Source organism: Frigoribacterium sp. SL97 (assembly GCF_026625765.1).
GTDB lineage: Bacteria > Actinomycetota > Actinomycetes > Actinomycetales > Microbacteriaceae > Frigoribacterium.
In genome coordinates this window covers 2307325-2333125 of sequence record NZ_CP113062.1, presented here as the reverse complement: position 1 = coordinate 2333125, position 25801 = coordinate 2307325, and the positions used below count along the sequence as shown (strand labels likewise).

Sequence of the window (25801 nt, the reverse complement as noted above, 5' to 3'; positions counted from 1 at the left end):
CACCAAGGCGCCAGGAACGGAAGCCCACATGACCACGAACGCCACCATCGTCCGCGTGCCCATCGACGGCTTCGCGCGACGCCGCCTGAACGCCGGCAGCTTCGACATCCTCTTCACCTTCCCGCCGGTGCCGACGCAGGAGCAAGCGGAAGGCGAGACCGCCGGCTACATCGACTCGCTCCTGTCGACCCTCGACGGCGTCACCTTCGGCTCCGGGTACGCCCCGGTCGCCAGCGACATCCGCGTCGTCGACTTCGTCGGCCAGTACGAGGCGAGCTTCTCCCTGCACGTGCACTTCACCGAGGACGCCGACGTCGACGGCTGGCTCGACAGCTCCGGTCTGCTCGACAGCGAGCTCGTCACCATCGTGCCGAGCCCCGTCACCTGGACCCTCACGGAGGACGCGTACGCCTCCCTCGTGAGCGAGGCCCGCATCAACGCCATCGACAGCTCCAAGGGCGCCGTCCTCGACTACGAGGAGGCTCTCGAGGGGGAGGAGGCGAAGGTCGTCGAGATCCTCGAGCTGTCGCAGTCCGTCGAGGTCCGCGAGCCCGTCGTGCTCAAGCAGCCGACGACCCTGCGCGAGTACCTGGACATCGTGCCGGAGGCTCTCGTCACCGTCCGCGTCGGCTTCACCATCGAGGTGACCTCGGCGGAGTGAGCACCGACACGTCCCCGCAGACGCCCAGCACCACCCACTACGAGGTGCTGGGCGTTCTGCCGACCGCAACACGCGATGAGATCGTCGACGCGTACCGGCACCTGATCCGCAAGCACCACCCGGACCTTGTCGGTCCGCTGGGCGAAGCGATGACGATGACGCTGAACGCCGCGTACCACGCACTCTCTGACGAGTTCAGGCGGGCGCGGTACGACCGGACCATCGAGTTCAGGGCCCCGGCGGCCGCGGCAGCCCCTCCGGCGGCGAAGTCAGCACCCACGATGGCTGCCTCGCAGCCGGAGTGGGTCGCACCAGACCCCGATCGCACCTACGAGCCTCAGACAGGCAAGGACCCGCGAGGCATCGACTGGAAGCGGGTCCTCCCGGCAGGAAGCGCCGTCCGCGTCGTCGCGGGAGGAATCGCCCTCGCGGCAATCGTCGCTGGGCTCACTGTCGCGGGTACGCACGAAGCTGACCTGTTCGTCTTCCTGTCCTTCGTCGGCGGGACGCTGACGCTCTTCCGCCCCGCGCGCAAGGTCGGGTACGTCCTCACCGGTGTCATGGCAGCCGCCGGAATCGCCAGCACCCTTCTCGGGACGCCGCTCACCGGAGCGGCCGGAGCGGCCCTGATCACCGCCAGCGCCGGCTGGGCACTGCTCGAACGCAGCCTGGCCTCTCTCGGAACGCTCCGCCGACGGTTCAAGCAGCATCGCTCGTGGGAGGTGCTGAACGAGGTGTCGGCTGCGACGGGTGTGCCCATCCACTTCGTCAACGCCGTCGCCGAGGGCAACGCCGTCATCGAAGACGCGACCACAGGAGACCGCCGAGTCATCCGCGTCTGGGACGACATCGCCCCCGGCTCCTGGGTCGTGCTCAACCAAGCCGACCTCGTCGTCGCATCCGCACCTGGCGCTGCCTTCTCCTCCTGGCAGAAGGTCCAGCGGGTCAAGGACAGGCGAGCCGGCCGAGCGCATCCGCAGACGGCCTGACCGTCCGCCGCATGTCTTCATCCTGCGCCGCCACCTGACGGCGCACCCTCCGAGCGTCCGCGGGTCAGCGGACGAGAAGCACGGCACAACACCCATGGACCTGGTACCCGCATTCGTAGGGCTGCTCGTCGGCATCGGCTTCTACAACGCCGGCTTCGTCACCCTCGTGACCCACCCAGATGCGCCCCCGGCCGTGTCGTGGACCCTCATGACCATCGGCTTCGGCATCGCGACCGTCGCTGGCTGGTACGGGCTGCAGATCATCGCGCCCAACATCGCCGTCTCCACCATCAAGCCGTAGGACCACTCACCCCCATGAGCATCCCCACCACCCTCACAACCGTCGCGCTGCCGTACCTCGCCGGCGGCAAGCATCGGGCCCTGTACGTCGCTGGGTCGCTCCTCCTCACGACGCCGATGCTGCTCCTTCTCGCCGCTCTCGTGTCGGCTGTGAACGGAGACATGAACGCCGTCGTCGGCCTCCTCGCCGCAGGCGTCGTCGCTTACGTCACCGCCCGGTTCCTCGTCCGACGCTCCTGGTTCGCGCTGCCCTGGCAGGACACCATCAGCAGGACCGATCCGCCGGCTTGGCTTCAAGTGCTCCACGAGGGGATACCTCTCGCCGCGTTCGTCGGGATCTTCGCCGTTCTCCTCGCACCGGAGCGTGGCTACGTCGCGGTCGCCGTCGCGCTACTGCTCGGTGCGTGGACGACCGGCTGCTTGCTGCAGAGCGCCCTCCGGGCCGTCGCCGGTCGCGCCGGCGCCGCTGTGTCCCAGCGGCGGGCGACATCCACCTTGGTCGCCCTCGTCATGACTGCCTGGTCGGTGACCGTCTCGGACGCCCGGTTCGATGAGCCCGGCACCCTGACCGGCGTCGTCGTCGTGGCCACGCTCGGGTCACTCATGTGCTTCATGGTCGGCGTCGGCCGCCACTACGGCGAGCGTTACGCGAGCTTCGGGCAGCCGATCGCCGCGGCGGCAGCGGCGCACTGAGCCTGCCGCGCATGGGCCTGGCATGACACTGACAGCCCCGGCGCCGACGACCGCGCCTGCCCCCGCCGCATACGCCCCGACGTCCGAGCAGCAGCAGGCCATCGACCTGTTCAACACCGGCCAGAACGTCGTCATCATCGCCCTCGCCGGGACCGGCAAGACGAGCACCCTGCGCTTCCTCGCGCAGCAGGACCCCGCCCGTCGCGGGCTCTACCTCAGCTTCAACAAGGCCATCGCCCAGGACGCCAAGGCCAAGTTCCACGGCCTGAACGTCGACTGTCGGACGGCGCACTCCCTCGCCTACAGCGGCTTCGGCGCGCCCCGCGCCGCCCGCCTCAAGCAGCGCATGAGCCCCACCGAGCACGCCAGAACCGTCGGCATGTCCCGCCTGGACATCAAGGGCTACAACATGGTCCACAAGATCGCGGCGCCGACCGCGATGAAGGTCGTCCTCGACACCATCCGCCGCTTCTGCCAGACCGCCGACACCGACATCCTCCCCGCACACGTCACCGTGCCGGGACGCCTGAACTTCACCCTCAACGACGCCGCCCTCCGCGCCACCAGCGGCGACGCCGACGAGCGCGCCGCGGCCGTCCAGACCGAGCAGGCAGCCGAGGCCGAGTTCATCGACGAGATCGTCCGCTGGGCGAAGGTCCTCTGGGCCGACATCAGCGACCTCAACGGCCAGCTCCCCGTCGACCACAGCCACTACCTCAAGCTGTGGGCCCTCTCGAACCCGAAGCTGCCCTACTCGTACATCCTCTACGACGAGGCCCAGGACTCCGACCCCGCCACGACCGGCGTCGTCCTCGGCCAGGAGCACTCGCAGATCGTCGCCGTCGGCGACAGCCACCAGGCCATCTACGCCTGGCGCGGCAGCATCAACAGCCTCGACTTCTTCGGCGGCGAGCACGTCTACCTCACCCAGTCGTTCCGCTTCGGTGAGGCCGTCGCCGAGTTCGCGAACGTCGCCCTCCGCCAGCTCGACGCGAAGAAGATGGTCCGCGGCACCCCCGGCCTCCGCTCGAGCGTCCACTACGACAAGCACTCCTACCGCGAACCGAACGCCATCCTCTGCCGCACCAACGGCGGCGCGATGGTCGAGATCCTCTACTGGCTCGGCCGCGACAAGAAGGTCGGCATCGCCGGGGAGAAGAAGGCCCAGGAGCTCCGCGCCATCGCTCAGGCCGCGCTCGACCTGCAGGAGAAGCACTGGACGACCCACCCCGACTTCAAGGCGTTCAAGCGCTAGGAGGACGTCCTCGAGTCCGTCTCGGACGAGGACAACGGCGACGCAGGCCTCAGCTCCATGGTCAACGTCATCGTCCGCACCGGCGCCGAGAACATCATCGCCGCCATCGACACCTGCGTCCCCGTCGATGAGGCCGACGTCGTCATCAGCACCGTGCACGTCGCCAAGGGCCTCGAGTGGCGCCACGTCCGCATCAGCGCCGACTTCCGCCCGCCGAAGCTCGACGACGCCGGCGAGGTCATCCCCCTCGGCAGCGAAGAGATGATGATCCTCTACGTCGCCATCACCCGAGCCAAGCGCCACCTCGACGCGCAGAACCTCGCGTGGCTGCTCGACTACACGGCCGGAGTGGAGAGCTGAGCGCCGCCGTCAGCCCGGCGCCGGCCGAGGCGCCCGCGGACCAGTCCCTGGCCGATGGCACCGTCGGCGTGCGGCAGGTCCTCGTCCTGTGCGCAGCACGATGGGGCGTCGGCGAGACCGGAGACACGGCCCACGCCATCGCCAACGAGGTCGGCCGGCTCGCCGGCGCCCTCGAGGCGGCAGAGGTCGCCCTCATCGTCCGCGACGTCCGCACCGATATCCGGTTCGACCTCGTCCCCACCGACGTCGCCACCGCATGGCAGGCGGCCATCCGGGCTCTCGAAGCGACGCCCGCACCCGATGGCACCGTCGACGTGGTGAACGTCAGCGTGCCCGCCATCGTCTTCCCCGCCGTCCGCTACGCCCTCGGTCGGCAGACCTACATGCCGTCGCTCGTCGCAGAGGAAGTCAGGCGCATCGCCGGACGCCTCGCCCGAGCGGACCGGCGAGACATCGCCGCCGCCATCGAAGAGCACAAGGCCGGCTCCGCAGCCAACAGCGAGGACGGGCGGGACTGGGCCGAGACCGTGCGGGCTCTGCGGGCCTACGGCAGCTGACCTGCCAGCGACGCCGCGCATGGGTGAGGCATGATCACAACCCTCCTGGCCACGACCCTTCCCGCGGCCGAACCTGCAAGCATCCCCACTTCCGTGTGGGACCTCCTGCTGATCCCCAGCGTCTTCGCCATCATCGCGGGGGCCTTTTGGGCTTACCTCGCTCTCGAAAACGCCCTCGCGGACCGACGGAAGATGCAAGAGGCCGTCATCGAGGACAGCATCAAGGAGCTCGAGGCCTCACGGAAGGAAGCGCTTGCAGGGCTCCGACGGCCCAAGAAGAAGTACCTCTCCATGGAGAGTTTCACGTCCGAGGAGGCCGCCATCGAGGACGCCCACGCGGCGGCGGTCGCCGAGCTGCGAGAGCACGCGCGGAAGCTGCCTCTCGAGGGGTCGAGAGTGCCCTGGGCGCTGCGAGCAGTCGCTCTGCCCGTCCTGCTCCTCGTTGTAGGCGCCGTCTGCCTCGTGTTCGGCTGCTTGCCGTACGTCCCAGCCGCCGACAGCCAGCGAGAGACTGCCCAGACTGCCTGGGTTCAGTCCTATGCCGACTGGGCTCAGCAGACCTACGGGGTGACTGCGGGAATGGACGACCTGTTGGAGTCCAGCGAAACTTCCGGCCTCCGAGCTCTCTTCGAGGACCAGCCAGAGCACCCGAAGCGTTCCGCATCGGTCCTCGTCGGCGACGACGTGCGGCAGGTCACGATGATCTTCGTCGATGACACCCCCGTCCTCGTCGAGTCCAGCGGCACCCGACCCGTCGAGCTCGAGCGCAGGTAGCGTCCTGCCGCGCATGTGCCGACCATGAACAGCCCCTACCTCCTCGCCGCCGCCGCGACGTTCCCCAGCGTGCCTGACGAGTTCGCCAACAACTGGCCCTGGCTCGCGATCGCAATCGTCATCGTCGGCGTCGTCGGACCGATCATCGTCCGGGCCATCGCCCGCGCTGTGCTCCTCTCCAGCCCCACCACTGGCTCGCCGTCGTCGCCGGCCAGGAAGCTAGACCAGGCAAGCGAGGTTCGTCTCGGACGCGTGACCCGCGCAGCTTGGCTGCTCTCCCTCGCCGCCATCGTCGCTAGCTTGTGGCTGGTGGTCGCGCCCGGCTGGCAAGGAGTCGACAAGAGAAACGAGGCTGCCGTGGCCAGCTGGGAGGCGGACGCCGCCACCTGGGCTGAGACTAGGTACGGCGTCACGGCCGGCACCAGGGACCTGCTCGAGGCCGGTGAAGGCGAGCCGTCCACTGTCATCGTCGGCGGTCAGCTCGTCGATGTCACCCTCAAGCGCATCGGCGACCAGGCGGTCCTGCTCCTGGCAGAGCCTGCCAAGGGAGAAGGCCCGACTGAGCTGACTCGCGTCGACGCCAACGCCGACACCGACGGAGAAGCCCGATGACCGAGGCTGCTGTCTGGGCGGACCCGATCGACCCCTCCGTCGTCTACCTGACCGCCATGAGCGCAATCAGCCTGGCAATCGTCGTGTGCGCCGCCGTCGTCATCCACAAGGCCAGCGCCCGCGCCCGCCTCCGGAGCGACCAGAGTTCGAGCACTCGAGCAAGTGTCGCCGAGGTCGAAAAGACCCTGGCTGGGGTCATGGGCGTCAAGCGCCTCGCGCAAGCGATGCTCTCCGGCCCCGGAGAGAGCGCGCGGTTCGACGGTGCCGTCGAAGGTGCCCGTGCTCAGGCCTACTTCAAGAGCGACGAACGCCGGCAGCTCGGACGACGCGCTGTCATCGTCCACGCCGGCGCATGGGCGCTCATCGCCATCATCTGGATTGGCGGTGTCTCAGCTATGAGCGCTGAGCGGGCAGAGTTCCGTGAGGAGGCTGCTGACCGGGCAGCCGCCCGAGACGCCTGGGCCAGAGACACCTACGGCGTGCGAGACGGGATGGCGCACGCCCACCTCTACGGCAACCCCTTCGAGGTCATCGGGCCCGACGGCACGCTGCTGCAGGTCGCGATCCGCACGGTCGGCACCGAGCGTGTGCTCGTGCACGGCGCCGAGGCGGATCGGGAGCTCGAGAGGCACCCGAAGCGCCAGGACGTTCGGGCACGCAACGGGTACGCGGGCGACTTCGCCCGCTGGGCCACCGACGTCTACGGCATCACCTCCGGTGCCGGGGGTGTCGCCGACCTCGGTGAGGCCCGCGCCCTCGCCGCCAAGGGGCAGTACGACGGCGGCCTGTTCGTTCCAGAGAGCGTCGACGTCGTCGCCAACGGCAACATCTCGCGCGTCAAAATCTCCTGGGTCGGCAAGACGCCAGTGCTCGTCCAAGTGGACATGTTCGGCACCGCGGGAGCCGAACTCCCGCGCCAGAACGTCGAGGCAGACCGATGACCGGCACGCTCACCGCCCCGCCTGTCGACCCGGTCATCATCCCGCTGGCTGTGTGGACCGTGCTGACGGTCGCAGGCCTGCTCGCGATGGCAGCTCTGACGATCTGGTGCATCGAAGCAGGTCACCGCGGAGCCTCTCGCCGCGCCACGGTCCTGAGAGCCGTCGGCGCAGGTCTCGCGCTGCTGCTCACCGCTGGCAGCTTCACCGCAAGCGAGGTCGCAGGGCGACAGGCCGACGAGTACAGCCCAGTCCGAGCGGCCTGGAACGAGGAGGCAGCCGCCTGGCTCGAGGTCACCTACGGCGTGACCGAGGGGGCTGACGGCGTCGCTGCGATGTACCCGGCCCCGACCGACGTGACGGTCGTCCTGGGTGACGAGGTCGCTGAGGGCCGGATCGAGTTCGTCCACGGCAAGCCGTTCCTGATGCACTGGGTGCCCCTCGAGGGTCTCGTGCAGCTGCCCAGGGCCAACGCGACGTCGTGACCCCCATACGGGGGGAATGGTCCGGGTCCCTGTAGCGTTGTCGTCGCTCCACGGTTGTTTGGTTCCGTGGGCCGGACACCAGCTTGCTGGTGACCAGCTTCGGCACTCCTCACGGCGCGTCGAAGTGGCGGCGGGCGGCCGGGAAGCTGCCGTGGCCGCCACCCCAGGCACCTGCCGCGCATGGGTCGTTCGTGAATGACGACACGACACTGACGCAGACGGCACAGTCCGAGACCCCGCTCCGACGAGCACAGACCGCCCTCGACGCGCTCCGCACCCTGCGAAGCCTCGACGGAGCCACGCCCACCAACGAGCAGCGCGACAGCCTCCTCCGTTGGCACGGATGGGGAGCCCTCGCACCCGCCTTCGACGAAGTCAGCAGCCCCGGCTGGTCAGCCCTCGCCGACGACATCGACCAGCTCGTCAGCACCAAGGCCCTCGACGTCGCCCGCGACCACATCGACACCAGCTTCTACACGCCGGCCGCCATCGTCGACGCCGCCTTCGACCTCCTCCGCAGCGTCGGCTTCACCGAGGGCCGAGTCCTCGAGCCCGGCTGCGGCTCCGGCCGCTTCATGGCCGCCACGCCTGCCGACCTCGACATCGACTGGACCGGAGTCGACATCGACCCGACGGCGATCGCTATGGCCCGCGCCCTGAACCCGGCCGCCAAGCTCATCGCCGCACCCCTGCAGCGCGTCAGCTTCGCCACCGGCGAGTTCGACGCCGCCATCGGCAACGTCCCCTTCGCCCACGGCGCCGTGCACGACCCGAACTTCGGCTACCACTCGTCCCTCCACGGTTACTTCCTCGCCAGGGCCCTCGACGCCGTCCGCGAGGGCGGATACGTCATCGCTATCACCAGCCGCTTCGTGATGGACTCCGACTCCGGCCTCCGCAGCATCCTCACCGACACCGAGGGCAACAACATCGCCCAGCTCGTCGGCGCCGTCCGACTGCCCGCCGGCACCTTCGCCAGCGAAGGCACCGACGTCGTCACCGACATCGTCCTCATCCGCAAGATTGTCCGCGACGCCCCCGTCACCACCTGGGACGATGACCGCGAGAACGCACCCACGCGCAGCATCCACTACCCCTACACGGTCACGTCCACTCGCCCGACCGTCACCACTCCCGTCACTCCCGGCCAGCCCGGCATCCCCACCAGCGTCAACGCCTACTGGGCCACACACCCCGAGCACGTTGCCGGCACCATGAAGGTCGGCACCTTCCACCGGAACCCCCTCACCGTCATCAGCGACGACCGGCCCGCCGACATCGCCCGCGCCCTCGACGCCATCCGCCCCCACCTCATCCCGCAGGCCGACCGCCCCCACTTCGACCCCGCCACGGAGCTCGCCGACGTCGCCCTCCACGACGCCGAAGGCCGCAAGGAGGGCTCCTTCCACGTCGTCGACGGCACCCTCCACGAGGTCACCGGCGGAACGCTCTCCGAGATCCGCAACAACGCCGAGCTCCGTCAGCTGGTCACCCTCCGCGACCTCGCCGTCCGCCTCCTCGAGCTCGAATCGGACGCCGACCTCCCCGACGACGCCATCACCGCCGCCCGCGCCGCAACCCTCGAGGCCTACACCGCCTACGTGGCCAAGTTCGGCCCCCTCAACCGCGGCACCCTCACCGAAGGCAAGCCCGATCCCGACACCGGCGAGCCGCTCCTGTCCTGGCGCCGCCCGGCAATGGGAGGGTTCCGACGCGACCCCGACTACGTCTCCGTCATGGCGATCGAGACCTTCGACCAGGACGAGGGCATCGCCGCCCCCGCGCCGATCCTCCTCCGCCGCGTCAACCGCAAGCCCGAGCCCGCCACGACCGCCGAAACGCCCGACGAGGCGCTCAGCATCAGCGTCGGCGAGGGCCGAGGAGTCGACCTCGCCCGCATCGCCGGACTGCTGAGCCTGCCGACGGAGGACGACGCCGTTGCTGCCCTCGGCAACCTCGTCTTCGACGTCGACGGCCACTACGTCGACGCGCACACCTACCTGTCCGGCAACATCCGCACGAAGCTCGCCTACGCCCGAGCACGCGCACTCGACGACAGCGACTGGGCCAAGAACGTCGCCGCCCTCGAAGAGGTCATGCCGGCCGACCTCGGCCCCCTCGACATCCGCGTCAGCCTCGGCGCACCGTTCGTCGCCGCAGCCGACATCGACGCTTTCATCAAGGAGGTGCTGGGCGGTCACGCCGGCGTCACCTACACCGCCGACGCCGCCGTCTGGGAGATCAACGGCGGAGCCAAGGGCCAGGGTGTCTCCGCCGACGCTCGCCTCGCCTACGGCACCACCTCCATCAGCCCCATCGAGATCCTCGAGCACGCCCTCAACGGCCGCTCCATCGTCATCTACGACGAGGTGTGGAGCAGCAGCCGCGGCACCACCGTCCGCGTCCGGAACGTCGAAGCGTCGATCGCCGCGGAAGAGAAGTCGCGGGCCATGTCCGAGCGGTTCTCGACGTGGGTGTGGGAGAACGCCGACCGGTCCGAGCGCATCTGCGCCACCTACAACCGCCGCTTCAACTCCCACGTCACGCGCACCTTCGACGGGTCCCGCATCGAGTTCCCCGGCCTCGCCGAGAGCGTCACCCCCTGGGGCCACCAGCGGAACGCCGTCGCCCGCGTCACAGCCTCCGAGCGCGCCCTCATCGGCCACCCCGTTGGCAGCGGCAAGACGCTGACGATGATCCTCTCCGCCATGACCCTCCGCCGCTTCGGCCTCGCCAACAAGCCGCTCATCACCGTGCCGAACCACCTCCTCGAGCAGATCGTCCGAGAAGCCCAGCAGGCCTTCCCCACCGGCCGCTTCCTCATCGCCTCGAAGGAAGACCTGACCGGCGACCGCCGCCGTCTCTTCGCCGCCCGCTGCGCCACGGGGGAGTGGGACGCCGTCGTCATGACGCACACCGCGTTCACGTCGCTGCCCGTCTCCGAGCACGCCGAAGAAGCCTGGGTGGAGCGACAGAAGTCCGACCTCCGCGGCGGCATGCTCAGCGCCAGCAACGGCTACGGCTCCTCCAAGGGTGCCAAGGCCATCGCCCGCGCCGTCCGCGGCCTCGACACCCGACTCGGTGTCCTCCGCCAGAACAAGCAGCGCGACGACAATCAGGTCCTCTTCGACCACCTCGGCGTCGACTACGTGATGGTGGACGAGGCTCACCTCTTCCGCCGGCTGGCGACCGGGTCCACCGCGCGCGGAAACGGCTTCGGTTCCGGCTCCTCCAAGCGCGCCACCGACATGCTCCTCAAGATCGAGACCCTCGCCCAGAAGTACCCCGGCAAGCCCATCGTCTCGATGTTCACCGGCACCCCGTGGGCGAACACCCTCGCCGAGACGTGGACGTGGCAGCGGTACCTGCAGCCCGACGCGCTCGAGGCTGCCGGCGTGAAGATGTTCGACCCGTGGGTCGCCTCGTTCATCAACTACGAGACCGCCGTCGAGGTCGCCCCGGACGGCTCTGGCTTCCGCATGAACACCCGCCCCGTCGGCGTCAAGAACCTCCCGGAGCTGCTGACGCTCCTCGGCCAGGTCGCCGAAGTCCTCGACGCCAACAGCCTCGGTCTCGTCCGCCCCACCCACACCCTCCACACCGTCGTCGCCAAGCCCACCGACGCCCAGCTCGACTACGTCAAGGACCTCGCCGAGCGCGCCGACAGCATCCGCTCCGGCGGCAAGGCCGACAACGGCAAGGCCGAGAACATGCTCCAGATCGTCGGCGACGGCCGGAAGGTCGCCCTCGACCCGATCCTCGTCGGACTCGACGACGTCTCACCGAAGCTCGTCGAGGCGGCGGACCGCATCGCCGACGTCCACCACACCCACACCAGCACCACGTACGGCGACGCTCCGACGCCGGGCGCCCTGCAGCTGGCGATGCTCGACCTCGGCACCCCGCACCCCGACGACGCGCAGGTCTACGGCCGCCTCCGCAACATGCTCGTGCAGCGCGGCATCCCCGCCCGCAGCATCCGCTTCATCCACGAGGCCAAGACTGACAAGGCTCGCGCCGCCATGTTCTCCCAGGCCCGCGACGGCGGAATCTCCGTCCTTCTCGGCTCCACCTCGAAGCTCGGCATCGGCACCAACGTCCAGACCCGCCTCGTCGCGCTGCACCACATCGACGCACCGTGGACGGCCGCCGAGGTCGAGCAGCGCGAGGGCCGCATCCTCCGACCGAAGAACCTCAACACCCACGTCGACATCTTTCGGTACGTCACCGAGTCGTCCTTCGACGCGTTCACCTGGCAGACCCTCGAGAGGAAGGCCCGTTCGTTCGCGAAGCTCCTCGCCTTCGACACCTCCGTCCGCGAGATCGAAGACGTCGCTCCGAGCGTCCTGTCCTACGGCGAGGTGAAGGCCCTCGCTGCCGGCAACCCGCTCCTGCTCGACCAGGCGAAGCTCGCAGCCGAGGTCGGCAAGCTCCGCCTCATGCGCGCTGTGCACCTGCAGGGCGTCAACCAGGCTCGCTCGACGGCCACGAACTGCCGCGCACTCATCAGCGGGGCAGAGCGAACCATCGAGCTGCTCGAGGAGGCGAAGCGGATCGCCGCGGAAGCCGATGGCGACGACACGGCCGCCGTCCAGCGAGTTTCGACGGAGCTGCTCAAGAAGGCGAAGGACGCCTACGCGTACGCGGGACGCATCGCGACCTGGCGTGGACTCACGCTCGGCCGGCCGTACCGCGAGGTCAAGGGCCAGACCGTCCTCGAGGTCTCGGTCAACTACCGCAGCGCTCACAGCTTCGAGGTGCCCCGTGCCATCCGCCGGGCCGGCGCCGAGAGCGTCGCGGAGTTCATCACCGACAAGCTCGAAGAGTGGGTCGAGGGCATCGACCGCCGTATCCGCGGGATCCGCCGCGACATCGCTCGCTACGAGGCTGAGGCTGCCGAAGCCACCGCGGCGGCCGACACCGCACGCTTCGACCGTCAGGACGAGCTCGACAGTGCCCTCGCCGAGCTCGCCCGCATCGACACCCTCATCGACGCGGAAGCGTCCCGCGACGAGCTCGCCAAGGTCGCCTGAGCGCCCAGGGTGCTGCCGCGCATGATCCCCGCGGCAGCACCCACCGACCCCGAGGAGCGAACCGATGACCGACAAGAGCAACGAGCCGGCAGTCACCGCCGCAGTCTCTGACGCCGCGCTCGACAGCGCAGTCCAGTCGCTCGGCGCCAGTCTCATGCCGGCAGCCCGCGACCTCGTCGCCCAGCAGATCGCGAACGTCGGCGCCGCCGCCGGAGACTACGTCACCCCGAGCGATGAGCACTACGTCGTCGCCGACCGACTGATGGCAGAGGTCTTCGGCCCCGGCGAGGAGGTCGCCGCCTCGCTGGTCGCCGCCGGTCGCTTCGCTGAGGCCAGCCACATCCGCCAGCTGTTCACGATCGTCGCAGCCGCCACCCTGCGAGCCTCGAGGGACCGCAGCCGGTACGAGGAGTCCGCGCAGCTGATCGCCAAGCAGCTCCCGGCGATGCGGACCGCTGAAGCGCAGCTCATCGGCTCGCTCGTGGTCCTGGAAGAGGCTCGCGCGATGCTGTTCACCGACGCGGCTCCGCGCGACGTCTGGGCGTACATCACCGCCGCGTCCCGACTCGACGCCCTCGCCACCCACAACCGCCACATCCGCGCCGACACGATGGACGAGATGGCCACGCTCCTCGAGAACGGAACGCTCGTCCCCGCCGACCTCCACGACCTCGCGAACGGCTTGCGCCTGCAGCAGCAGTAGAGCCCCGGACTGCAGAAGCGCCGCATGTCTCCCTCCTGGCGCAGCAGCGCCAACCAGGAACGGAGACAGTCGTGAGCATCAGTGTCGTGGCAGCCCGAGACGAGTACGCCCGCGCGGTCCACGCTTACGACCTCGACGACCGCCGGCCGCCTCACAGCCTCGATGACCGCCACGACGCAGGACTCGCTGCCGTCCTCGACATGGCCGTCGACGGCGTCCGACGGTACTTCTGCGACGAGGTCAAGGTCGGCGACGTCAGCACCTGGGTCCTGAAGGACCCGGCCAGCCCCGATTACCACGGGGCGAACGTCTTCCAGCCCTTCGTCACCGACCATCGAGCCGCCACCCAGGACATCGCATGAGCACCGAACTAGACGCCACCGACACGGCCCCAGAGGCCGGCACCGCGCTCACCACGCAGCCGGCTGAACCCGGCACGCCGGCCCCGACCATGCCGGCCAGTGGGTTCCTCCTCGGCGGCTACACGCCGCAGAAGAAGGCCGAGCCGCTTCCGGACCCCAGCGAGGTCGAGCTCGGAAGCATCTACCGTGACTCCGTCGGCCAGCTCTGGCGCCGCGGCGTCGAGTTCGCCACGACCGAGCCGCACGGAATCCTCGGCACCACCCGCCGGCAGAAGGTGCCCGCGTGGAAGCGCGCCGTCGAGGTAACCCCGGCGGAGCGCGCGAAGACGTTCCGCACCATGTACCTCTACCTCGGGGGCTCGGCCGTCGTCGCCGCCGCCGGCGTCACCACGTTCTACCTCCACATGCTGCCCTCGCCGGCGATGGCCGCCGTCATCGTCGTCTCCGGACTCGGCTTCCTGCTCGCCGCTCAGCGCACCGACGAGCTGCAGAACCAGTACGTCAGCGGGAGCCCCACCACGAAGGACTAGTCATGCCCCAACCACCCCTCAACGTCGTCATCCTCGCGGCAGGCAAGGGCACCCGCCTCGGCCGGGCGCTCCCGAAGCCGCTCACCGAGCTCGCCGACGGCCGCACCATCCTCGAGCAGCAGCTCCAGAACATCGCCGCCGCCCTTGGAGCCGACCAGGAAGTGACCATCGTCGTCGGGTACAGGGCCGACGACATCGTCGAACGGCACCCCGGGGCCCGCTACGTCTACAACGAGAAGTACGACGCGACGAACACCTCCAAGTCGCTCCTGCGCGCCCTCCGGGCGACCCGAGGCGGAACCCTCTGGATGAACGGCGACGTCGTCTTCGACCCGCTCATCCTCGATCGCGCAGCAGCACTCATCCTCGCTGGGCAGAGCTTCGTCACCGTCGACACCTCCCGCGTCGACGACGAGGAGGTCAAGTACACCCTCGACCCCAACGGGAACATCGCCGAGCTGTCGAAGAACGTGAACGCCGGGCTCGGTGAAGCCGTCGGCATCAACTACGTCGCCACGAAGGACCGGGCAGCGCTCATCCGACACCTCGAGCGGGCCCGCGACCGCGACTACTTCGAGCGCGGAATCGAGACCGCCATCGCCGCCAGACAGCTCACCGTCCGACCCCTCGACATCTCCGACCTGTTCGCCGTCGAGGTCGACTTCGCTGCCGACCTCATCCGCGCCGACGCCGCTCTCCGGCACCGGTAGCCAGCCCGGCCGCACACGTACGAAGCAGCAGGCCACGCGTGAAGTACCGCCACGCACCACGACCACAACCGAGAAGAGCACGACACCGATGAGCGACACCGCCGAGACCCCTGACCCCAACGGCTACGCCATCTACACCCACGACGGCGTCTACGGCGGCATCCTGCTCGACGGCGACGGCATGCCGTTCACCACCCGAGAGACCGCTCAGGTAGCCGTCGACGAAGCAAGCCGCGAGCCGCGCGTGCAGGCGTACATCTTCCCCGTCGTCCCGTTCGTGGCCGAGACAGGACCGAAGGGCCGGCACCACGCCGGTGCCGACACCACGACGTGACCCGCGCCCGGTTCTACCTCGACATCGACGGGTGCGTGCTCGCTGACGCCCTCACCTGGGGCGACAGGCAGACCACGACCCTTCGCGTCAAGCACGGCGGAGGCTTCGGCATGCTCGAGACGCTCAACTACTCCCGTACCCAGCTCGACACCATCGAAACCCTCCGCCACGACTTCGACGTCGAACTCGTCATCCTCAGCACCTGGCTCGAAGACGGACACATCCACCACCTGCAGAAGAAGCTCAACGCCCTGCACGGCGCACGCTGGCTCCCCATCCCCCGACGGCAAGGCATGACGCAGGAACTTCCCCACGCGTGGAAGCTCGACGCTCTCCTCGCAGACCAGGCCGACAACCCCGGACCTTTCATCTGGGCGGACGACGACGAGGTGCCCGTGCACGACGAGACGGTCAGCGAAGCGGTGAGCGAGCCGGTGCTGCTCCTGGCTCCGACGTCAGCGCTCGGCCTCACCCCCGCGCACCTCGAGCAGACCCGGGCGTTCCTCGCCGGACTGCCGCGCATGGACGGAGCATGACGACGATGACCCTGCGCCCGATCTGCTCGCCCGTGCGGAACAGGGGCCTCATGGTGGCACTCCGCGAGCTCTTCGCGCGGCGGAAGCCCACGCCTCCGGTCGACAGCCGGGAGGTCGTCATCGCCGGCCACCTGACGGAGTTCTCCACCCTCGTCAGCTCCGGCCAGCGCGACGCTGCCCTGGCGAAGTGGACGCAGCTGCGCGACGAGCCGATGATCCGCATCGCCATGATCGCGCGCCTCCGCGCGGACGGCGTCGACATCGAAGCCTTCATGAGGCCCGCCCGGGCCCGGACCATGGGCGAGGCGCGCACCGAGCGAGCCGTCGCCGAGCTCGTCGCCGACCTGGTCAGCTAGCCGGCCGGAGACCTTGAACCACACCATTCGCTAGGAGAACATGAGGGGGTGCCCATCCTCATCGACTGCCCCACCTGCCACCAGCAGGTCACGGTTCGATCGGGAGGGCAGGTCGATCGCCACATGGCTGGTACGAGGGTGTGCACCTTCACCAAGACTGCTTCGTCAGACAGCCGCCCCAAGCAGGTGTTCTCCGACAGCGACCGCCGCAAGGCCGCGGCTAGGGCACTCATGGCCGAACAGGAGCAGGAACGTCAGGTCGCGCGTGCGGAGGCGCGAGCTCGCAAGCAGGCCCACCGTGCTGAGCGAGAACCGAAGCCCGCTCGTGTGACGGTGGAGTGTCCGCGGTGCAAGCAGATGGTCACGGAGAAGGACGGTGGCGTGCTCGCTGCACACCAACGACCGTCGGATCGCTGGTGTGGCGGTGGTGTCCAGCCGACACCGGGGCAGAGGAAGAAGGCCGCGAAGCGGCGAAGCGTGTGGACAACTTCAAGCGGGCTGCCGACTCTCGGACGCCAGTGACGCCCTGGATTGACAAGGGGCAGACTGACCTCATGTGTGGACGCTTCGTCGTGGCCAAGGCCTCCTCTAACCTCCTGCCCGACCTCCTCGGGAGGTCGGCAGACCTCAGCCCCGACTACAACGTGGCGCCGACGCGGCAGGTGGCGGCGGTCCGCCAGTGGGAAGGCGAGCGGGTCATGCCGCTGGTCCACTGGGGCTACGTGCCGGGGTGGGCGAAGGACTTCAAGAAGCAGCGGCCGCAGCCCATCAACGCGCGCCTCGAGACGGTCGCGACCTCCCCGATGTTCCGCAAGTCGTTCGCCTCGCATCGAGGGGTTATTCCAGCGGACGGCTACTACGAGTGGACGGTCACCGAGACCGGCAAGCAGCCGCACTTCATCTACGAGCCAGGGGCTGGCCTGGCTATGGCCGCCATCATCTCGGCCTGGGCCGACCCTGCGAAGGACGAGGACGACCCAGACAAGTGGCGGTTGTCAGCCGCCATCATCACGCGGGACTCTCATGTCGCCCCTGGCGAGGTCCATGACCGGATGCCTGCCCTCCTCAGCCCTGACGCCTACGACGACTGGCTCGGCGACCATCTCGGCCCTGACGAGCTTCTGCGGCTCCTCGAGCGCGAGTCCCACGCGGCGGCCCACGGCCTTGAGCACTACGAGGTGACGCGCGACGTGAACAACGTCCGGAACAACGGCGAGCAGCTGCTCGAGCGACTCGCGTGATCCTCGCCGACAGCCCCAGCCCTAGCCCCGGAACTGCGCCGGCCTCAATGCTCGACCAGCCCACCGCAACACTCATCGCCGCAGGCATCGCGGGTTTCATCGCCCTCACAGTCTTCGTCGTGACGCAGATCCTCTCCGCACGGTCTGCGAGACTGGACCGCGCAGCCAGCTTCGAGCTCAAGCGCGTCGAGCTGCGAACACCGGCATTCGCCGAGGTGCTGCGGAAGGTCCACGCCGAGGGCACGGCCATCCACACCCAGGCGTTCAACTGGACCGAGGTGTGGGACGACCCCTCCGTGCCGGCGCCGCGTCCGCGCGCGGCCATCCGGGTTCCGCGCGGGGAGCTCGCAGAGGTACGCGGCCTCGTTGCCGCCTACGGCACCAGCGAGCACGAGAACCTGTTCGACGACTGGTTGCGGACCCTCGAAGACTGGGCAGGCCTCGAAGACGGAATCAGCTGGTCTGCACGCGAAGAGGAGCACTCCGACGAGCCACTGCCGAAGGAAGACGTCATGCCACTCGCTGACGCTGAGCTAAAGGCACGTCGCACCCTCACGGACGCCCTCAACGCCAGCCTTCGGGACCCCAAAGGCTGACTCAGCGCATCACGTAGAGGACCTTGCTGCCCTCCGGGATACGCGACCGCAGCGCCTCGACAGCATCCCAGCTCGTCGGCGCGTCAATCGACTCGTGCACCGAAGCGGCATCCGGCTCCGGGCGGTAGGCGAGCTTCCACGTCATCTCTCGATTGTCCTCTACTCAGGGTCGTCGGACGTGAGGATGGCGGCGATGTCGGGCAAGGGGGAGGGGAGTTCGGCGGCCGCGGCCATGTCCGCGAGAACACGTCGGGAGGTCACGAGGAGCTCCCACAGGCGCGTGACGGTGGCCTCCTTCGCCTCAGCCCAGAGGGCGGCGTGTTCCTGCATGAGTCGAACGCCAGCCATGGTCGGGAGGTACGCATCCGACGCGCGCGGTCCGGAATCGTTTCCCGGCGTGGCAGCAGCTGCCAGTGCTTCTTCCATGCGCCGCTTCGACAACACGTTGGTCGCCTCCACCAGAGGCATCACCTCCGCATTGATGGCGGTCAACTCGGCGAAGATGCGGGCCCGCTGCGCCGGCTCGCTGAGCTCTCGCCGAGCTTGGTCGTCCTTCATCGCGGCTACGGCCGCCCAGTCCGTCGGCGCAGCCCCGGCCTCGAGGCCAACAGCGATCGCGTTCATGGCTGTGACGTCACCGGCATCGTCGTAGGCGAAGAGGGCCACACGGTGCTCTCTCGCGAAGCGGACTGCGGCCGCCGTGTAGCCGGACTTCGAGTAGAAGATCGCGTGCTCAAGGCGATGAGCCGCGCCACGCAGCTGCTGCACGAGGGGAGCGCCGACGGGGACGCTCAGGTGCTTCACCTGTGCGGCAGCTGTCGCTGCCACTACGTCGACACCGCCATCGGGGCCGTTGGGTGCGCGCCGGGCATCGGTGAACCCGAGTGCCTGCATGTGGCCCTGAGCCAGCTCCTCAGCCATCTGCCACGTGAAGATCCTCATGGTCGGACCATAGCGCCGGCAGGCGACACGCCCGCCTAGATCCTCGCGAGCAGCTCGGCCTTCTTGGCCTGGAAGTCATGGATGCTGATGTGGCCGGCGTCGCGGAGCCGGCCGAGATCCTCGACCTGTTCGAAGATGCTCTTCGCCGGCGCACTCGCGACCATCGGCGCCGCGGCGTAGATGGGGATGGCGGGCCCCACCGGCGGGGGTGAGTCGGTGGTGACCCCCGGCATGGAGACGGGCCGCCCCGCGGCAACGTCGGAGATGGCGTCGCGGAGCGTGTCAGCTAAGGTCTGGAACGAGCGGTTGGCGCGCAGGTAGAAGACCACCGCGTTCTCGTCTCGACTGATCGGCCCGTCCTTGCCGTTGTTCGACCGGTCCAGCTCGCCGGACACCGACAGCTGCAGGTAGCCGTGGACGAACAGGCACCGCCGGTGCTGCACGGCGGTGATGGCCCTCAACGGGATGGTCTTCGTGCCCTTCGCGCCGTGCATCAGGAACGGGATGATGCCTCGCCGCCGGATGACGACGTTCTGCCCGTCGAAGTACATCTGCCCCTGCAGCCCGCGCGCGGCTATCGTCACCGGTCCTCCATTCCGCGCCGGCCACGGCGCTACGTCACCGAGGAGACATGCGGCGGCCGTGCCGCGCATGGCTCAGGCATGCCCGACCTGATCTTGAACCCCTTCCTGCCCATCGTGGTCTTCGCCTTCGCCGCCGTCCTCGCCGTCGTCGGTGTGCGCTCGCTCGTCCGTGCCGGCGCCGCCGTGCAGGGCTTCCTCACCGGCTTCGACGACCCGGCGACGATCACGGGGGAGAAGCTCGACAACCCCGACGGCTTCGCAGGCATCGGCATCCTCGCCATCGCTGCGGCGGTCGTCCTCGCCGTAGCTGGGGTCCTCCTGGTCTGACCTAGGCGACTGAGCGTGTGGCGGCCTGCCGCGCATGGTCCTGACGACCAGACCACTGACGAACGGAGCGCCATGGGCGCCGACGCCCCCATGATCAAGAACGGCCGCTCGAAGGCCACCTTGGGTGCCTGCTACGACGGGTGCTCCTGTCACAACGACCGGGCGACACGACGTCGCGCCAAGCGACCCGCCAAGCGAGCCGACACCCGCCGCTGGCGCAGCAACACAGAACAGGACCAGCTCCGATGAGCACCATGACTGCCGCGATCATCACCGGCTACGCCTGTGACGCCGACGCCTGCCCGGAGTACATCGAGCTCGACGTCCCCGAGACGCTGCCCGACCCCCGACAGCGAGGCCTCAACGACGCCAAGCGCTGGCACGCCCCTGCCGAGATGCAATTCTACGGCACGGGCTGGGCCTACATGCGTGGCACCGACAAGGCGCTGACGTACTGCCCCGAGCACGTCTCGAGCACCGTCCGCTGCGACTGCCCCGGCGGTGCCGGCGGGAGCGGGCCCAGCTCAAGGTCCTGCCCGTGGCACTCCCAGCTCGCTGACGTCCGCATGTCCGCCGAGGCGGCCGCCCTTCTGGGCAAGGACGGCATGCTCTGTGCGCCCACGGTCATGAACGCCGTCGTCTACCGGCAGGCCGCGTAGCGAGCTCGTCACTTCGGGCGGCGCTGGCGCAGGACCTTGAGGGCCATCTCGGCTGCCTTCCGCCTGGCAGGGTCCTTGATCCGCGTCACCGCCACGGTGAGGTAGAGGACGGCGAGGCGGTCGCGCATGAGGAAGACAGCCACGACTAACGCTGCTACGCCGAAGGGCGAAGCGTCGACGAGGCTCGAGAGGATGGGCAACATGCGACTCCGGTCTGAGGGCCGCCCCGCCGCGGCACTCGGTCTGGGAGTGTCGATGTCGCACCACTTCCGTCCATCCCACCTGAGCCCTACGCGTCAAACGCCCTCGGCGGGGAGGGGGTGTGCGTTGGGCCGGTGTGACGGCCGACCATCACCCGGCCGGTGAAGCTGACCGAGTTCGCGCGGCCGAAGCCGTGCCCGTGGTTGCTCTCTCAGAATAGCTGCCACCTCCGACTTGCGCAGCGAAACTCGCACCCGCTCTTGAACTTCACGACCGAACCAGCAGAGGAACCTCCATGCCCTACGACGCCATCCGGGTGCTCATCACCGGGAGCCGCGAGTTCACCGACCGCGCCGTCATGGAGGCCGCCCTGCACCAGGTTGCCACCGAGTGGCGCGACCGCCGCATCATCGTCGTCGAAGGAGACGCCCGCGGTGCCGACAAGCTCAGCGCCGCCGTCGCCCAGGCCGCCCCAGAGACCTTCGACGTCGAGCGGCACCCCGCCCAGTGGCGCCTCCCCGACGGCAGCACCAACAAGAAGGCCGGCTTCGACCGGAACCAGCGCATGGTCGACCACAGCGCGACCGTCTGCCTCGCGTTCCTGCAACGCGGTGAGAAGAACAACGGCACCCGAGACTGCATGCGCCGCGCCGAAGCTGCCGGGATCCCCGTCAGGGCACACTGGAACACCGCAGCTACCGCCTGACGCCGCGCATGAGGGAGACATGACCACCCACTCGGACGAGCGCCCCACCCGGTCCGTCTCCCGACCCGTCGAACCGACCCGCTCACCGTCCGGAGTCCTCATCGGCTCTGCCACGTGCCCGAACTGCGCAACGGACCGCCAGCGCGGGGATGTGCACCGCTGTGCCGCGCCCGACCTCGTCGCGCTGCCGGCCGCGGCGGTCAAGCTCCTTGACGCGGTCCGCTCCGCAGGCGGCTACCCGCTCATCGTCGGCGGCGCCGTCCGCGACGCCCTCGCAACCCGCAGCACCCCGGTCGCTCCGAAGGACATCGACATCGAGGTATTCGGTGTCGACACGCTAGACCAGCTCCGCCCCCACCTCGCCGCTGTCGCCCGCGTCGACGACGCCGGCGCCTCCTTCGGCATCCTCGTCGCCACTGCCGGCGGCCTCGACTTCGACATCTCCGTCGCCGGCGAGCAGCCGACCCCGGCCGGCGAGGCAGCTGCATTCGCACGCCGCGACTTCACCGTCAACGCCTTGGGCTGGGACCCCAGCACCAGCGAGCTCATCGACGTCTGGGGCGGCGCCACCGACCTCGACCACGGCATCCTGCAGCACGTCGGCCCTTCCTTCCCCGACGACGCCCTGCGGCCCCTTCGCGCGGCGCAGTTCGTGGCCCGCTTCGGGTGGATGGTCGCCGACGAGACCATCAACGCCTGCTGGAAGATGCGAGACCTCTACGACACACTGCCGAGCAGCCGCGTCTGGGGCGAGTGGAAGAAGCTTGCGACCCGTGGCATCTACATCTCCCGCGCCCTGACCATGCTCGAGCAGACCGGGTGGCTCGACCACTTCCCCGCCTTGGCCGCGACCCGCGACGCCGAGCAGGACCCGACATGGCACCCGGAGGGCGATGTCCTCACGCACCTCGGCCTCTCTGCCGACGTCGCCGCGGCGGCCGCCGCAGCTGACCAGCTCCCAGCCGAACAGCGGCTCCTCGCCGTCCTCGGCGCCCTCGTCCACGACGTCGGCAAGCCGTTCGTCACCACCACGCACGACAATGGCCGGGTCACCAGCCACGGCCACGAATCGGTCGGAGACCCCGTCGCCCAGGACTTCCTCACCGGTATCGGCTCCCCGCACGTCACCCGCGACCGCATCGGCGGGCTCGTCGCCGAGCACATGTGCCACGTCAGCACGATCGGCAAGCCGACGAAGTCCGCCGTGCGACGCCTCGTCCGACGCCTCGACGAACGATCCGGGCTGACCATCCACGACTGGGCACGCGTCGTCGATGCCGACGTCGCCGGCCGTGGGCCCTCCGCCAGCGGTCCCGTGTCCGGACCGTGGGTGGAGCTGGCTACCGAGGTCGGCCCGAAGCCACGGAAGAGCCTCCTGACCGGCCACCACCTGATGAGCCTCGGCTACAAGCCAGGCCCGGCGTTCAAGGACATCATCAAGGCGGCGGTCGACGCGCAGGACAATGGCGAGTTCGACGACGAGGCTGGAGCGATCGCCTGGTTCGTCGCCCAGGAAGTGCCGCATGTCTCTTGAGCATGAGCCGCTTCAAGAACCGCGACAAGAAGAACCGCACCCAGACCACCGCTGAGGTCGACGAGACCAGCCCCGAGCTCGACGAGACCGAGACCGAACTCGACGAAGCCGTCGAGGGTGACACCGCCATCGAGGAGTCCGCCATCGAGGAGACGGCACCCGAGCCGCTCTTCGACGTCGCACCCGCCTTCGACCGGCACGCCTTCGTCCTCCCGGGCGAAGCCGTCGCCGAGGAGACGCCCGCCTTCCTGACGAGCGCCGACGAGACCGAGGAGCCCTTCACGGGCGGCGACGCCGTCATCGTCGCCGACGAGGGCCTCGAGCAGGCGATCGCTGCCGAGCAGGCGGCCATCGCCCGCACCCAGGAGCTGTTTGCCGAGCCCGCCCCCGACCAGTTCACCGTCGGCCGCGCCATCGACGAGATGCTCGTCTACCTCGAGAGCGACCAGTACAAGGCCGGCGGCAACAACGTCGAGGGCTACGACCGCCACCTCGCCTCCGTCGGCATCATCTGACGTGAGCGAGATCCGCCCCGGGCAGCAGGTGCTGGTCGCCGCCCTCCCCATCCCCATGAACGGCCTGCACCTGCTGGGCGACGCCGTCGAGCGCATCTACGGCACCGGCGAGACCACCGTCGACTTCTCCCGCGGCGACAGCATCGCCATCTCGGCCCCCAAAGCCGGCTTCGGCAAGCGGAAGACCAGCCGGCGACCGAAGCCCGACGACGTCGACCCCGACGCGAAGCTTCGCAGCAGCCACGTCAACGACGACGAGCTGATCCTCACCCTCGAAGAAGCGCAGGACACCGTCCTCATCTTTAGCACCGCGCTTCGGCAGTGGTTCGACCTCTCCGGAGGCATCAACTACGTCACCGCGAAGGTGCTGCCGCCCGACGGTCGACACGAGCCCGAGTACCACGTCACCGTGCAGCGAGCCTCAGGCCTGTCCGCCCACGAGCTGCGCCAGCAGGCCGAGGCCCGCGTGGCCGCCCTCGAGGAGCAGCTGCGCGCCGCTGGCATCGAGCCGGTGGCGGCGTGACCGGGAAGGCCGCCGAGTCGGACAGCGGACCGGTCAAGCTGACCCCGACGCAGCGACTGATCCTCGACCAGCTAGGCGCCCGCGAACGACTCGGCGAGAACCTATGGCACCTCGAGGCGGTCCACGCCCGGTCCATCACTCGCCTGTCGTCCCTCGGCCTCGTCAGCGACTGGGGCCACGGAGCGCCCGGGTCCATCCGGGTGTCCCTCACCGACGCCGGCCGGAAGCTGACGTTCAGCGACACCTACCAGTCACCGCTCGAGAAGGAGCTCGCGGAGGTGCGAGCTGACCTCGAAGCAGCTCTTCGCGTCGGTCGGCTAGCAGGTCGCGGCTAGACCTGGCTGTCGCGGAACACCCTTGCCGTGACGTGGCGCCGAGCCAAGGCGCGGTCGAAGCGGTCAGCGTCCGTCACGGAAGCGCCGTAGATCGTCACCTGCGTGACACCCCGCGCCTCGAGCGACTCGGCGATGCCGTGGACGAACGTCGAGCCGTACAGCGCCATCGCGGGGATGATGAGCCGCACGGGCTCGCCGTTCATGGCTGGGTGCTCGGCGAACAGATCGCGGGCGGCCTGAGCATCGAACCCGAAGTCGGGGAGTTCGATTCGGTGCACAGCCATGACCTTCCTTCGGAGTCACCCCTCCGGTCGGATCGTCGGGATGCGAGTTCGCCGCACCGGTCGGGGTCGGCGGCTAGAGAGCCTAGCAATGAGTCTCCTGGGAATGGCTGGCCGCTACGCTCCGAACATGTTCCTCGACGAGCCTCAGGGCTTCCGGTTCCCAGAACGCGTCACCGAGCGGCAAGCGATGCTCGCCGACGCCAGCGCGCAACCTCTCATCGAATGGAAGCGTGCGCTCGTCGCGCGGCGCCAGACGAAGCAGCCCGACATCTACGTGCCCGACTTCGACCCAGCAGAGGGCGGCATCGGCGCCCGTGCGCTCCTCCTGCTCGAGACTCCGGGGCCCGGCACCATCCCCAGCGAGGGCGGCTCCGGATTCATCAGCGTCGACAACAACGACATGAGCGCCAAGCACGTCTGGCAGATCCGCGACGAAGTCGGCCTGCACGAAGGTGTCATCGCCTGGAACATCGTCCCCTGGGTGCTCGGCCGCGGAGACGACAAGCCGACGCCGCCCGACCTCGCTCAGGGCGCCATGGAGACGCGACGCCTCATGCAGACGCTGCCGGACCTCGCCGTCGTCGCGGTGTGCGGGACGGCAGCCCAGAGAGGGTGGGAGAAGCACGTGCAGCCCTACCTCGACAAGAACGGCCCCGTCGTCATCCCGACCTGGCTCCCGTCACAGCTCGCCTTCAACCAGCCCGGGAAGAAGGAACAGTTCACCGAGGCGCTCCGCCGCGTCGCACGCATCATCAACTGACCCCGGTGCCGCGCATGGTTCGCGCGACAGAAGGTACCCGCCGCGGCGGACCAGCCCATACCCGCCAGGAGAGACCATGACCGACAGCCCGGAGATCAACCTCGACGTCGAGCTCTACTCGGCGAACATCATGAAGGCCGACCTCGAGCGCGCTGCCGTGCAGCTCGAGCGTGCCGCCGCCGACCTGCGCGGCGCCAAGGCTGACGTCGATCGCCTGGCCGACAGCAGCACGGGCAGCTACCTCGACGTGGCCATCGAAGCTCAGCGCATCGTCGACCGAGGCGCCATGAACACCGACGTCTGGCGCGTCGCCAAGAGCGCGGGCGTCGCCGACCTCGGCCGTGCCCAGAAGGCCCGGGAGAAATGAGCACGGGGCAGCCAGGGAAGCCCCGGCGCTCAGCTGTGC

At 69.1% G+C, this 25801-nt stretch carries 36 protein-coding genes; 31 read left to right on the top strand and 5 right to left on the bottom strand.

What is annotated here, in order from left to right; genetic code table 11:
* Positions 1-28 precede the first annotated feature (28 nt).
* The 21 genes from OVA02_RS11480 (at position 29) to OVA02_RS11380 (ending at position 18025) form a co-directional block, all read left to right on the top strand.
* A complete protein-coding gene (locus OVA02_RS11480) occupies positions 29-661 on the top strand; it encodes a hypothetical protein (protein WP_267658451.1) in 633 nt (210 codons plus the stop codon).
* Positions 658-1650 (top strand): J domain-containing protein, encoded by a 993-nt coding sequence (locus tag OVA02_RS11475; RefSeq protein ID WP_267658449.1) that lies wholly within the window; start codon positions 658-660, stop codon positions 1648-1650. The genes OVA02_RS11480 and OVA02_RS11475 overlap by 4 nt, the downstream gene beginning before the upstream one ends.
* 94 nt (positions 1651-1744) lie before the next feature.
* A complete protein-coding gene (locus tag OVA02_RS11470; RefSeq protein ID WP_267658448.1) occupies positions 1745-1951 on the top strand; it encodes a hypothetical protein in 207 nt (68 codons plus the stop codon).
* A gap of 14 nt (positions 1952-1965) precedes the next feature.
* Positions 1966-2643: a hypothetical protein gene (locus tag OVA02_RS11465; protein WP_267658447.1), complete on the top strand. Its 678-nt coding sequence runs from the start codon at positions 1966-1968 to the stop codon at positions 2641-2643.
* A 22-nt stretch (positions 2644-2665) separates the two neighbouring features.
* A complete protein-coding gene (locus OVA02_RS11460) occupies positions 2666-3898 on the top strand; it encodes a UvrD-helicase domain-containing protein (RefSeq protein WP_267658446.1) in 1233 nt (410 codons plus the stop codon).
* A gap of 57 nt (positions 3899-3955) precedes the next feature.
* Positions 3956-4258 (top strand): 3'-5' exonuclease, encoded by a 303-nt coding sequence (locus OVA02_RS11455; protein ID WP_267658445.1) that lies wholly within the window; start codon positions 3956-3958, stop codon positions 4256-4258.
* Positions 4222-4815, top strand: a complete 594-nt coding sequence (locus OVA02_RS11450; RefSeq protein WP_267658444.1) for a hypothetical protein — start codon at positions 4222-4224, stop codon at positions 4813-4815. The genes OVA02_RS11455 and OVA02_RS11450 overlap by 37 nt, the downstream gene beginning before the upstream one ends.
* A gap of 30 nt (positions 4816-4845) precedes the next feature.
* Positions 4846-5589, top strand: coding sequence for a hypothetical protein (locus OVA02_RS11445; RefSeq protein WP_267658443.1), 744 nt, complete (start codon positions 4846-4848; stop codon positions 5587-5589).
* A gap of 24 nt (positions 5590-5613) precedes the next feature.
* Complete coding sequence (locus OVA02_RS11440; RefSeq protein WP_267658442.1) at positions 5614-6201, top strand: hypothetical protein; 588 nt, start codon at positions 5614-5616, stop codon at positions 6199-6201.
* Positions 6198-7142 (top strand): hypothetical protein, encoded by a 945-nt coding sequence (locus OVA02_RS11435; RefSeq protein ID WP_267658441.1) that lies wholly within the window; start codon positions 6198-6200, stop codon positions 7140-7142. The genes OVA02_RS11440 and OVA02_RS11435 overlap by 4 nt, the downstream gene beginning before the upstream one ends.
* A complete protein-coding gene (locus OVA02_RS11430) occupies positions 7139-7624 on the top strand; it encodes a hypothetical protein (RefSeq protein ID WP_267658439.1) in 486 nt (161 codons plus the stop codon). The genes OVA02_RS11435 and OVA02_RS11430 overlap by 4 nt, the downstream gene beginning before the upstream one ends.
* Positions 7625-7815: 191 nt before the next feature.
* Positions 7816-12657 carry a methyltransferase domain-containing protein gene (locus OVA02_RS11425; protein WP_267658437.1) on the top strand — a complete coding sequence of 1614 codons (4842 nt, stop codon included), beginning with the start codon at positions 7816-7818 and terminating at the stop codon, positions 12655-12657.
* A gap of 64 nt (positions 12658-12721) precedes the next feature.
* Positions 12722-13360, top strand: a complete 639-nt coding sequence (locus OVA02_RS11420; protein WP_267658435.1) for a hypothetical protein — start codon at positions 12722-12724, stop codon at positions 13358-13360.
* Positions 13361-13431: 71 nt separating this feature from the next.
* The gene (locus OVA02_RS11415; protein ID WP_267658434.1) at positions 13432-13722 is read left to right on the top strand and encodes a hypothetical protein; all 291 of its coding nucleotides are present in this window, start codon (positions 13432-13434) and stop codon (positions 13720-13722) included.
* On the top strand, positions 13719-14252 hold the full coding sequence (locus OVA02_RS11410; protein ID WP_267658433.1) for a hypothetical protein: 534 nt from the start codon (positions 13719-13721) through the stop codon (positions 14250-14252). The genes OVA02_RS11415 and OVA02_RS11410 overlap by 4 nt, the downstream gene beginning before the upstream one ends.
* Before the next feature lie 2 nt (positions 14253-14254).
* Positions 14255-14962, top strand: a complete 708-nt coding sequence (locus OVA02_RS11405) for a phosphocholine cytidylyltransferase family protein (protein ID WP_267658432.1) — start codon at positions 14255-14257, stop codon at positions 14960-14962.
* Between the two features lie 88 nt (positions 14963-15050).
* A complete protein-coding gene (locus tag OVA02_RS11400; RefSeq protein ID WP_267658430.1) occupies positions 15051-15296 on the top strand; it encodes a hypothetical protein in 246 nt (81 codons plus the stop codon).
* Positions 15293-15832: an HAD domain-containing protein gene (locus OVA02_RS11395; RefSeq protein WP_267658428.1), complete on the top strand. Its 540-nt coding sequence runs from the start codon at positions 15293-15295 to the stop codon at positions 15830-15832. Before OVA02_RS11400 ends, OVA02_RS11395 begins: the two co-directional genes overlap by 4 nt.
* Positions 15829-16188 (top strand): hypothetical protein, encoded by a 360-nt coding sequence (locus OVA02_RS11390; RefSeq protein ID WP_267658426.1) that lies wholly within the window; start codon positions 15829-15831, stop codon positions 16186-16188. The genes OVA02_RS11395 and OVA02_RS11390 overlap by 4 nt, the downstream gene beginning before the upstream one ends.
* Positions 16189-16742: 554 nt before the next feature.
* Positions 16743-17429, top strand: a complete 687-nt coding sequence (locus OVA02_RS11385; RefSeq protein ID WP_267658425.1) for an SOS response-associated peptidase — start codon at positions 16743-16745, stop codon at positions 17427-17429.
* On the top strand, positions 17426-18025 hold the full coding sequence (locus tag OVA02_RS11380; protein ID WP_267658424.1) for a hypothetical protein: 600 nt from the start codon (positions 17426-17428) through the stop codon (positions 18023-18025). The genes OVA02_RS11385 and OVA02_RS11380 overlap by 4 nt, the downstream gene beginning before the upstream one ends.
* A gap of 1 nt (position 18026) precedes the next feature.
* On the opposite strand, the gene OVA02_RS11375 is transcribed toward OVA02_RS11380, so the two are convergent.
* The 3 genes from OVA02_RS11375 to OVA02_RS11365 are packed head-to-tail and all read right to left on the bottom strand — an operon-like array spanning position 18027 to position 19551.
* A complete protein-coding gene (locus OVA02_RS11375; protein WP_267658423.1) occupies positions 18027-18170 on the bottom strand; it encodes a hypothetical protein in 144 nt (47 codons plus the stop codon).
* A gap of 14 nt (positions 18171-18184) precedes the next feature.
* Positions 18185-18967 (bottom strand): restriction endonuclease, encoded by a 783-nt coding sequence (locus OVA02_RS11370; protein ID WP_267658422.1) that lies wholly within the window; start codon positions 18965-18967, stop codon positions 18185-18187.
* A 35-nt stretch (positions 18968-19002) separates the two neighbouring features.
* Entirely contained in the window at positions 19003-19551 is a 549-nt protein-coding gene (locus tag OVA02_RS11365) for a DUF4429 domain-containing protein (protein WP_267658421.1), read from the bottom strand.
* Between the two features lie 78 nt (positions 19552-19629).
* Between OVA02_RS11365 and OVA02_RS11360 the strand changes: the two genes are divergently transcribed.
* The 3 genes from OVA02_RS11360 to OVA02_RS11350 all read left to right on the top strand — a co-directional run bounded on the left by OVA02_RS11360 (position 19630) and on the right by OVA02_RS11350 (position 20537).
* A complete protein-coding gene (locus OVA02_RS11360) occupies positions 19630-19878 on the top strand; it encodes a hypothetical protein (protein ID WP_267658420.1) in 249 nt (82 codons plus the stop codon).
* Between the two features lie 72 nt (positions 19879-19950).
* Positions 19951-20127, top strand: a complete 177-nt coding sequence (locus OVA02_RS11355) for a hypothetical protein (protein ID WP_267658418.1) — start codon at positions 19951-19953, stop codon at positions 20125-20127.
* Positions 20124-20537, top strand: a complete 414-nt coding sequence (locus OVA02_RS11350) for a hypothetical protein (RefSeq protein ID WP_267658417.1) — start codon at positions 20124-20126, stop codon at positions 20535-20537. The genes OVA02_RS11355 and OVA02_RS11350 overlap by 4 nt, the downstream gene beginning before the upstream one ends.
* Positions 20538-20545: 8 nt before the next feature.
* Here the strand turns inward: OVA02_RS11350 and OVA02_RS11345 are convergent, their stop codons facing one another.
* Positions 20546-20680: a hypothetical protein gene (locus OVA02_RS11345; protein ID WP_267658416.1), complete on the bottom strand. Its 135-nt coding sequence runs from the start codon at positions 20678-20680 to the stop codon at positions 20546-20548.
* Positions 20681-21033: 353 nt separating this feature from the next.
* Between OVA02_RS11345 and OVA02_RS11340 the strand changes: the two genes are divergently transcribed.
* Genes OVA02_RS11340 through OVA02_RS11320 form a run of 5 tightly spaced genes read left to right on the top strand, consistent with a single transcriptional unit; the run spans position 21034 to position 24351 of the window.
* Complete coding sequence (locus tag OVA02_RS11340) at positions 21034-21444, top strand: SLOG family protein (RefSeq protein WP_267658415.1); 411 nt, start codon at positions 21034-21036, stop codon at positions 21442-21444.
* A 19-nt stretch (positions 21445-21463) separates the two neighbouring features.
* On the top strand, positions 21464-22978 hold the full coding sequence (locus OVA02_RS11335; protein WP_267658414.1) for a CCA tRNA nucleotidyltransferase: 1515 nt from the start codon (positions 21464-21466) through the stop codon (positions 22976-22978).
* 2 nt (positions 22979-22980) lie between these two features.
* Positions 22981-23493 carry a hypothetical protein gene (locus OVA02_RS11330; RefSeq protein WP_267658413.1) on the top strand — a complete coding sequence of 171 codons (513 nt, stop codon included), beginning with the start codon at positions 22981-22983 and terminating at the stop codon, positions 23491-23493.
* 1 nt (position 23494) lies between these two features.
* Positions 23495-24016, top strand: a complete 522-nt coding sequence (locus OVA02_RS11325; RefSeq protein WP_267658412.1) for a hypothetical protein — start codon at positions 23495-23497, stop codon at positions 24014-24016.
* Positions 24013-24351, top strand: coding sequence for a hypothetical protein (locus tag OVA02_RS11320; RefSeq protein ID WP_267658410.1), 339 nt, complete (start codon positions 24013-24015; stop codon positions 24349-24351). Before OVA02_RS11325 ends, OVA02_RS11320 begins: the two co-directional genes overlap by 4 nt.
* Here the strand turns inward: OVA02_RS11320 and OVA02_RS11315 are convergent.
* Positions 24348-24635, bottom strand: coding sequence for a hypothetical protein (locus OVA02_RS11315; protein ID WP_267658408.1), 288 nt, complete (start codon positions 24633-24635; stop codon positions 24348-24350). The genes OVA02_RS11320 and OVA02_RS11315 overlap by 4 nt on opposite strands.
* 127 nt (positions 24636-24762) lie before the next feature.
* Between OVA02_RS11315 and OVA02_RS11310 the strand changes: the two genes are divergently transcribed.
* The gene (locus OVA02_RS11310; protein WP_267658407.1) at positions 24763-25395 is read left to right on the top strand and encodes a uracil-DNA glycosylase; all 633 of its coding nucleotides are present in this window, start codon (positions 24763-24765) and stop codon (positions 25393-25395) included.
* Between the two features lie 76 nt (positions 25396-25471).
* Complete coding sequence (locus OVA02_RS11305) at positions 25472-25762, top strand: hypothetical protein (protein ID WP_267658406.1); 291 nt, start codon at positions 25472-25474, stop codon at positions 25760-25762.
* Positions 25763-25801 lie beyond the last annotated feature (39 nt).

Coding starts and splice junctions, on each gene's coding strand:
- OVA02_RS11480 (WP_267658451.1), top strand. CDS start 29: ATGACCACGAACGCCACCATCGTCCGCGTGCCCATCGACGGCTTCGCG.
- OVA02_RS11470 (WP_267658448.1), top strand. CDS start 1,745: ATGGACCTGGTACCCGCATTCGTAGGGCTGCTCGTCGGCATCGGCTTC.
- OVA02_RS11465 (WP_267658447.1), top strand. CDS start 1,966: ATGAGCATCCCCACCACCCTCACAACCGTCGCGCTGCCGTACCTCGCC.
- OVA02_RS11460 (WP_267658446.1), top strand. CDS start 2,666: ATGACACTGACAGCCCCGGCGCCGACGACCGCGCCTGCCCCCGCCGCA.
- OVA02_RS11455 (WP_267658445.1), top strand. CDS start 3,956: ATGGTCAACGTCATCGTCCGCACCGGCGCCGAGAACATCATCGCCGCC.
- OVA02_RS11445 (WP_267658443.1), top strand. CDS start 4,846: ATGATCACAACCCTCCTGGCCACGACCCTTCCCGCGGCCGAACCTGCA.
- OVA02_RS11440 (WP_267658442.1), top strand. CDS start 5,614: ATGAACAGCCCCTACCTCCTCGCCGCCGCCGCGACGTTCCCCAGCGTG.
- OVA02_RS11435 (WP_267658441.1), top strand. CDS start 6,198: ATGACCGAGGCTGCTGTCTGGGCGGACCCGATCGACCCCTCCGTCGTC.
- OVA02_RS11430 (WP_267658439.1), top strand. CDS start 7,139: ATGACCGGCACGCTCACCGCCCCGCCTGTCGACCCGGTCATCATCCCG.
- OVA02_RS11420 (WP_267658435.1), top strand. CDS start 12,722: ATGACCGACAAGAGCAACGAGCCGGCAGTCACCGCCGCAGTCTCTGAC.
- OVA02_RS11410 (WP_267658433.1), top strand. CDS start 13,719: ATGAGCACCGAACTAGACGCCACCGACACGGCCCCAGAGGCCGGCACC.
- OVA02_RS11405 (WP_267658432.1), top strand. CDS start 14,255: ATGCCCCAACCACCCCTCAACGTCGTCATCCTCGCGGCAGGCAAGGGC.
- OVA02_RS11400 (WP_267658430.1), top strand. CDS start 15,051: ATGAGCGACACCGCCGAGACCCCTGACCCCAACGGCTACGCCATCTAC.
- OVA02_RS11390 (WP_267658426.1), top strand. CDS start 15,829: ATGACGACGATGACCCTGCGCCCGATCTGCTCGCCCGTGCGGAACAGG.
- OVA02_RS11385 (WP_267658425.1), top strand. CDS start 16,743: ATGTGTGGACGCTTCGTCGTGGCCAAGGCCTCCTCTAACCTCCTGCCC.
- OVA02_RS11375 (WP_267658423.1), bottom strand. CDS start 18,170: ATGACGTGGAAGCTCGCCTACCGCCCGGAGCCGGATGCCGCTTCGGTG.
- OVA02_RS11370 (WP_267658422.1), bottom strand. CDS start 18,967: ATGAGGATCTTCACGTGGCAGATGGCTGAGGAGCTGGCTCAGGGCCAC.
- OVA02_RS11360 (WP_267658420.1), top strand. CDS start 19,630: ATGCCCGACCTGATCTTGAACCCCTTCCTGCCCATCGTGGTCTTCGCC.
- OVA02_RS11355 (WP_267658418.1), top strand. CDS start 19,951: ATGGGCGCCGACGCCCCCATGATCAAGAACGGCCGCTCGAAGGCCACC.
- OVA02_RS11350 (WP_267658417.1), top strand. CDS start 20,124: ATGAGCACCATGACTGCCGCGATCATCACCGGCTACGCCTGTGACGCC.
- OVA02_RS11340 (WP_267658415.1), top strand. CDS start 21,034: ATGCCCTACGACGCCATCCGGGTGCTCATCACCGGGAGCCGCGAGTTC.
- OVA02_RS11335 (WP_267658414.1), top strand. CDS start 21,464: ATGACCACCCACTCGGACGAGCGCCCCACCCGGTCCGTCTCCCGACCC.
- OVA02_RS11330 (WP_267658413.1), top strand. CDS start 22,981: ATGAGCCGCTTCAAGAACCGCGACAAGAAGAACCGCACCCAGACCACC.
- OVA02_RS11315 (WP_267658408.1), bottom strand. CDS start 24,635: ATGGCTGTGCACCGAATCGAACTCCCCGACTTCGGGTTCGATGCTCAG.
- OVA02_RS11310 (WP_267658407.1), top strand. CDS start 24,763: ATGTTCCTCGACGAGCCTCAGGGCTTCCGGTTCCCAGAACGCGTCACC.
- OVA02_RS11305 (WP_267658406.1), top strand. CDS start 25,472: ATGACCGACAGCCCGGAGATCAACCTCGACGTCGAGCTCTACTCGGCG.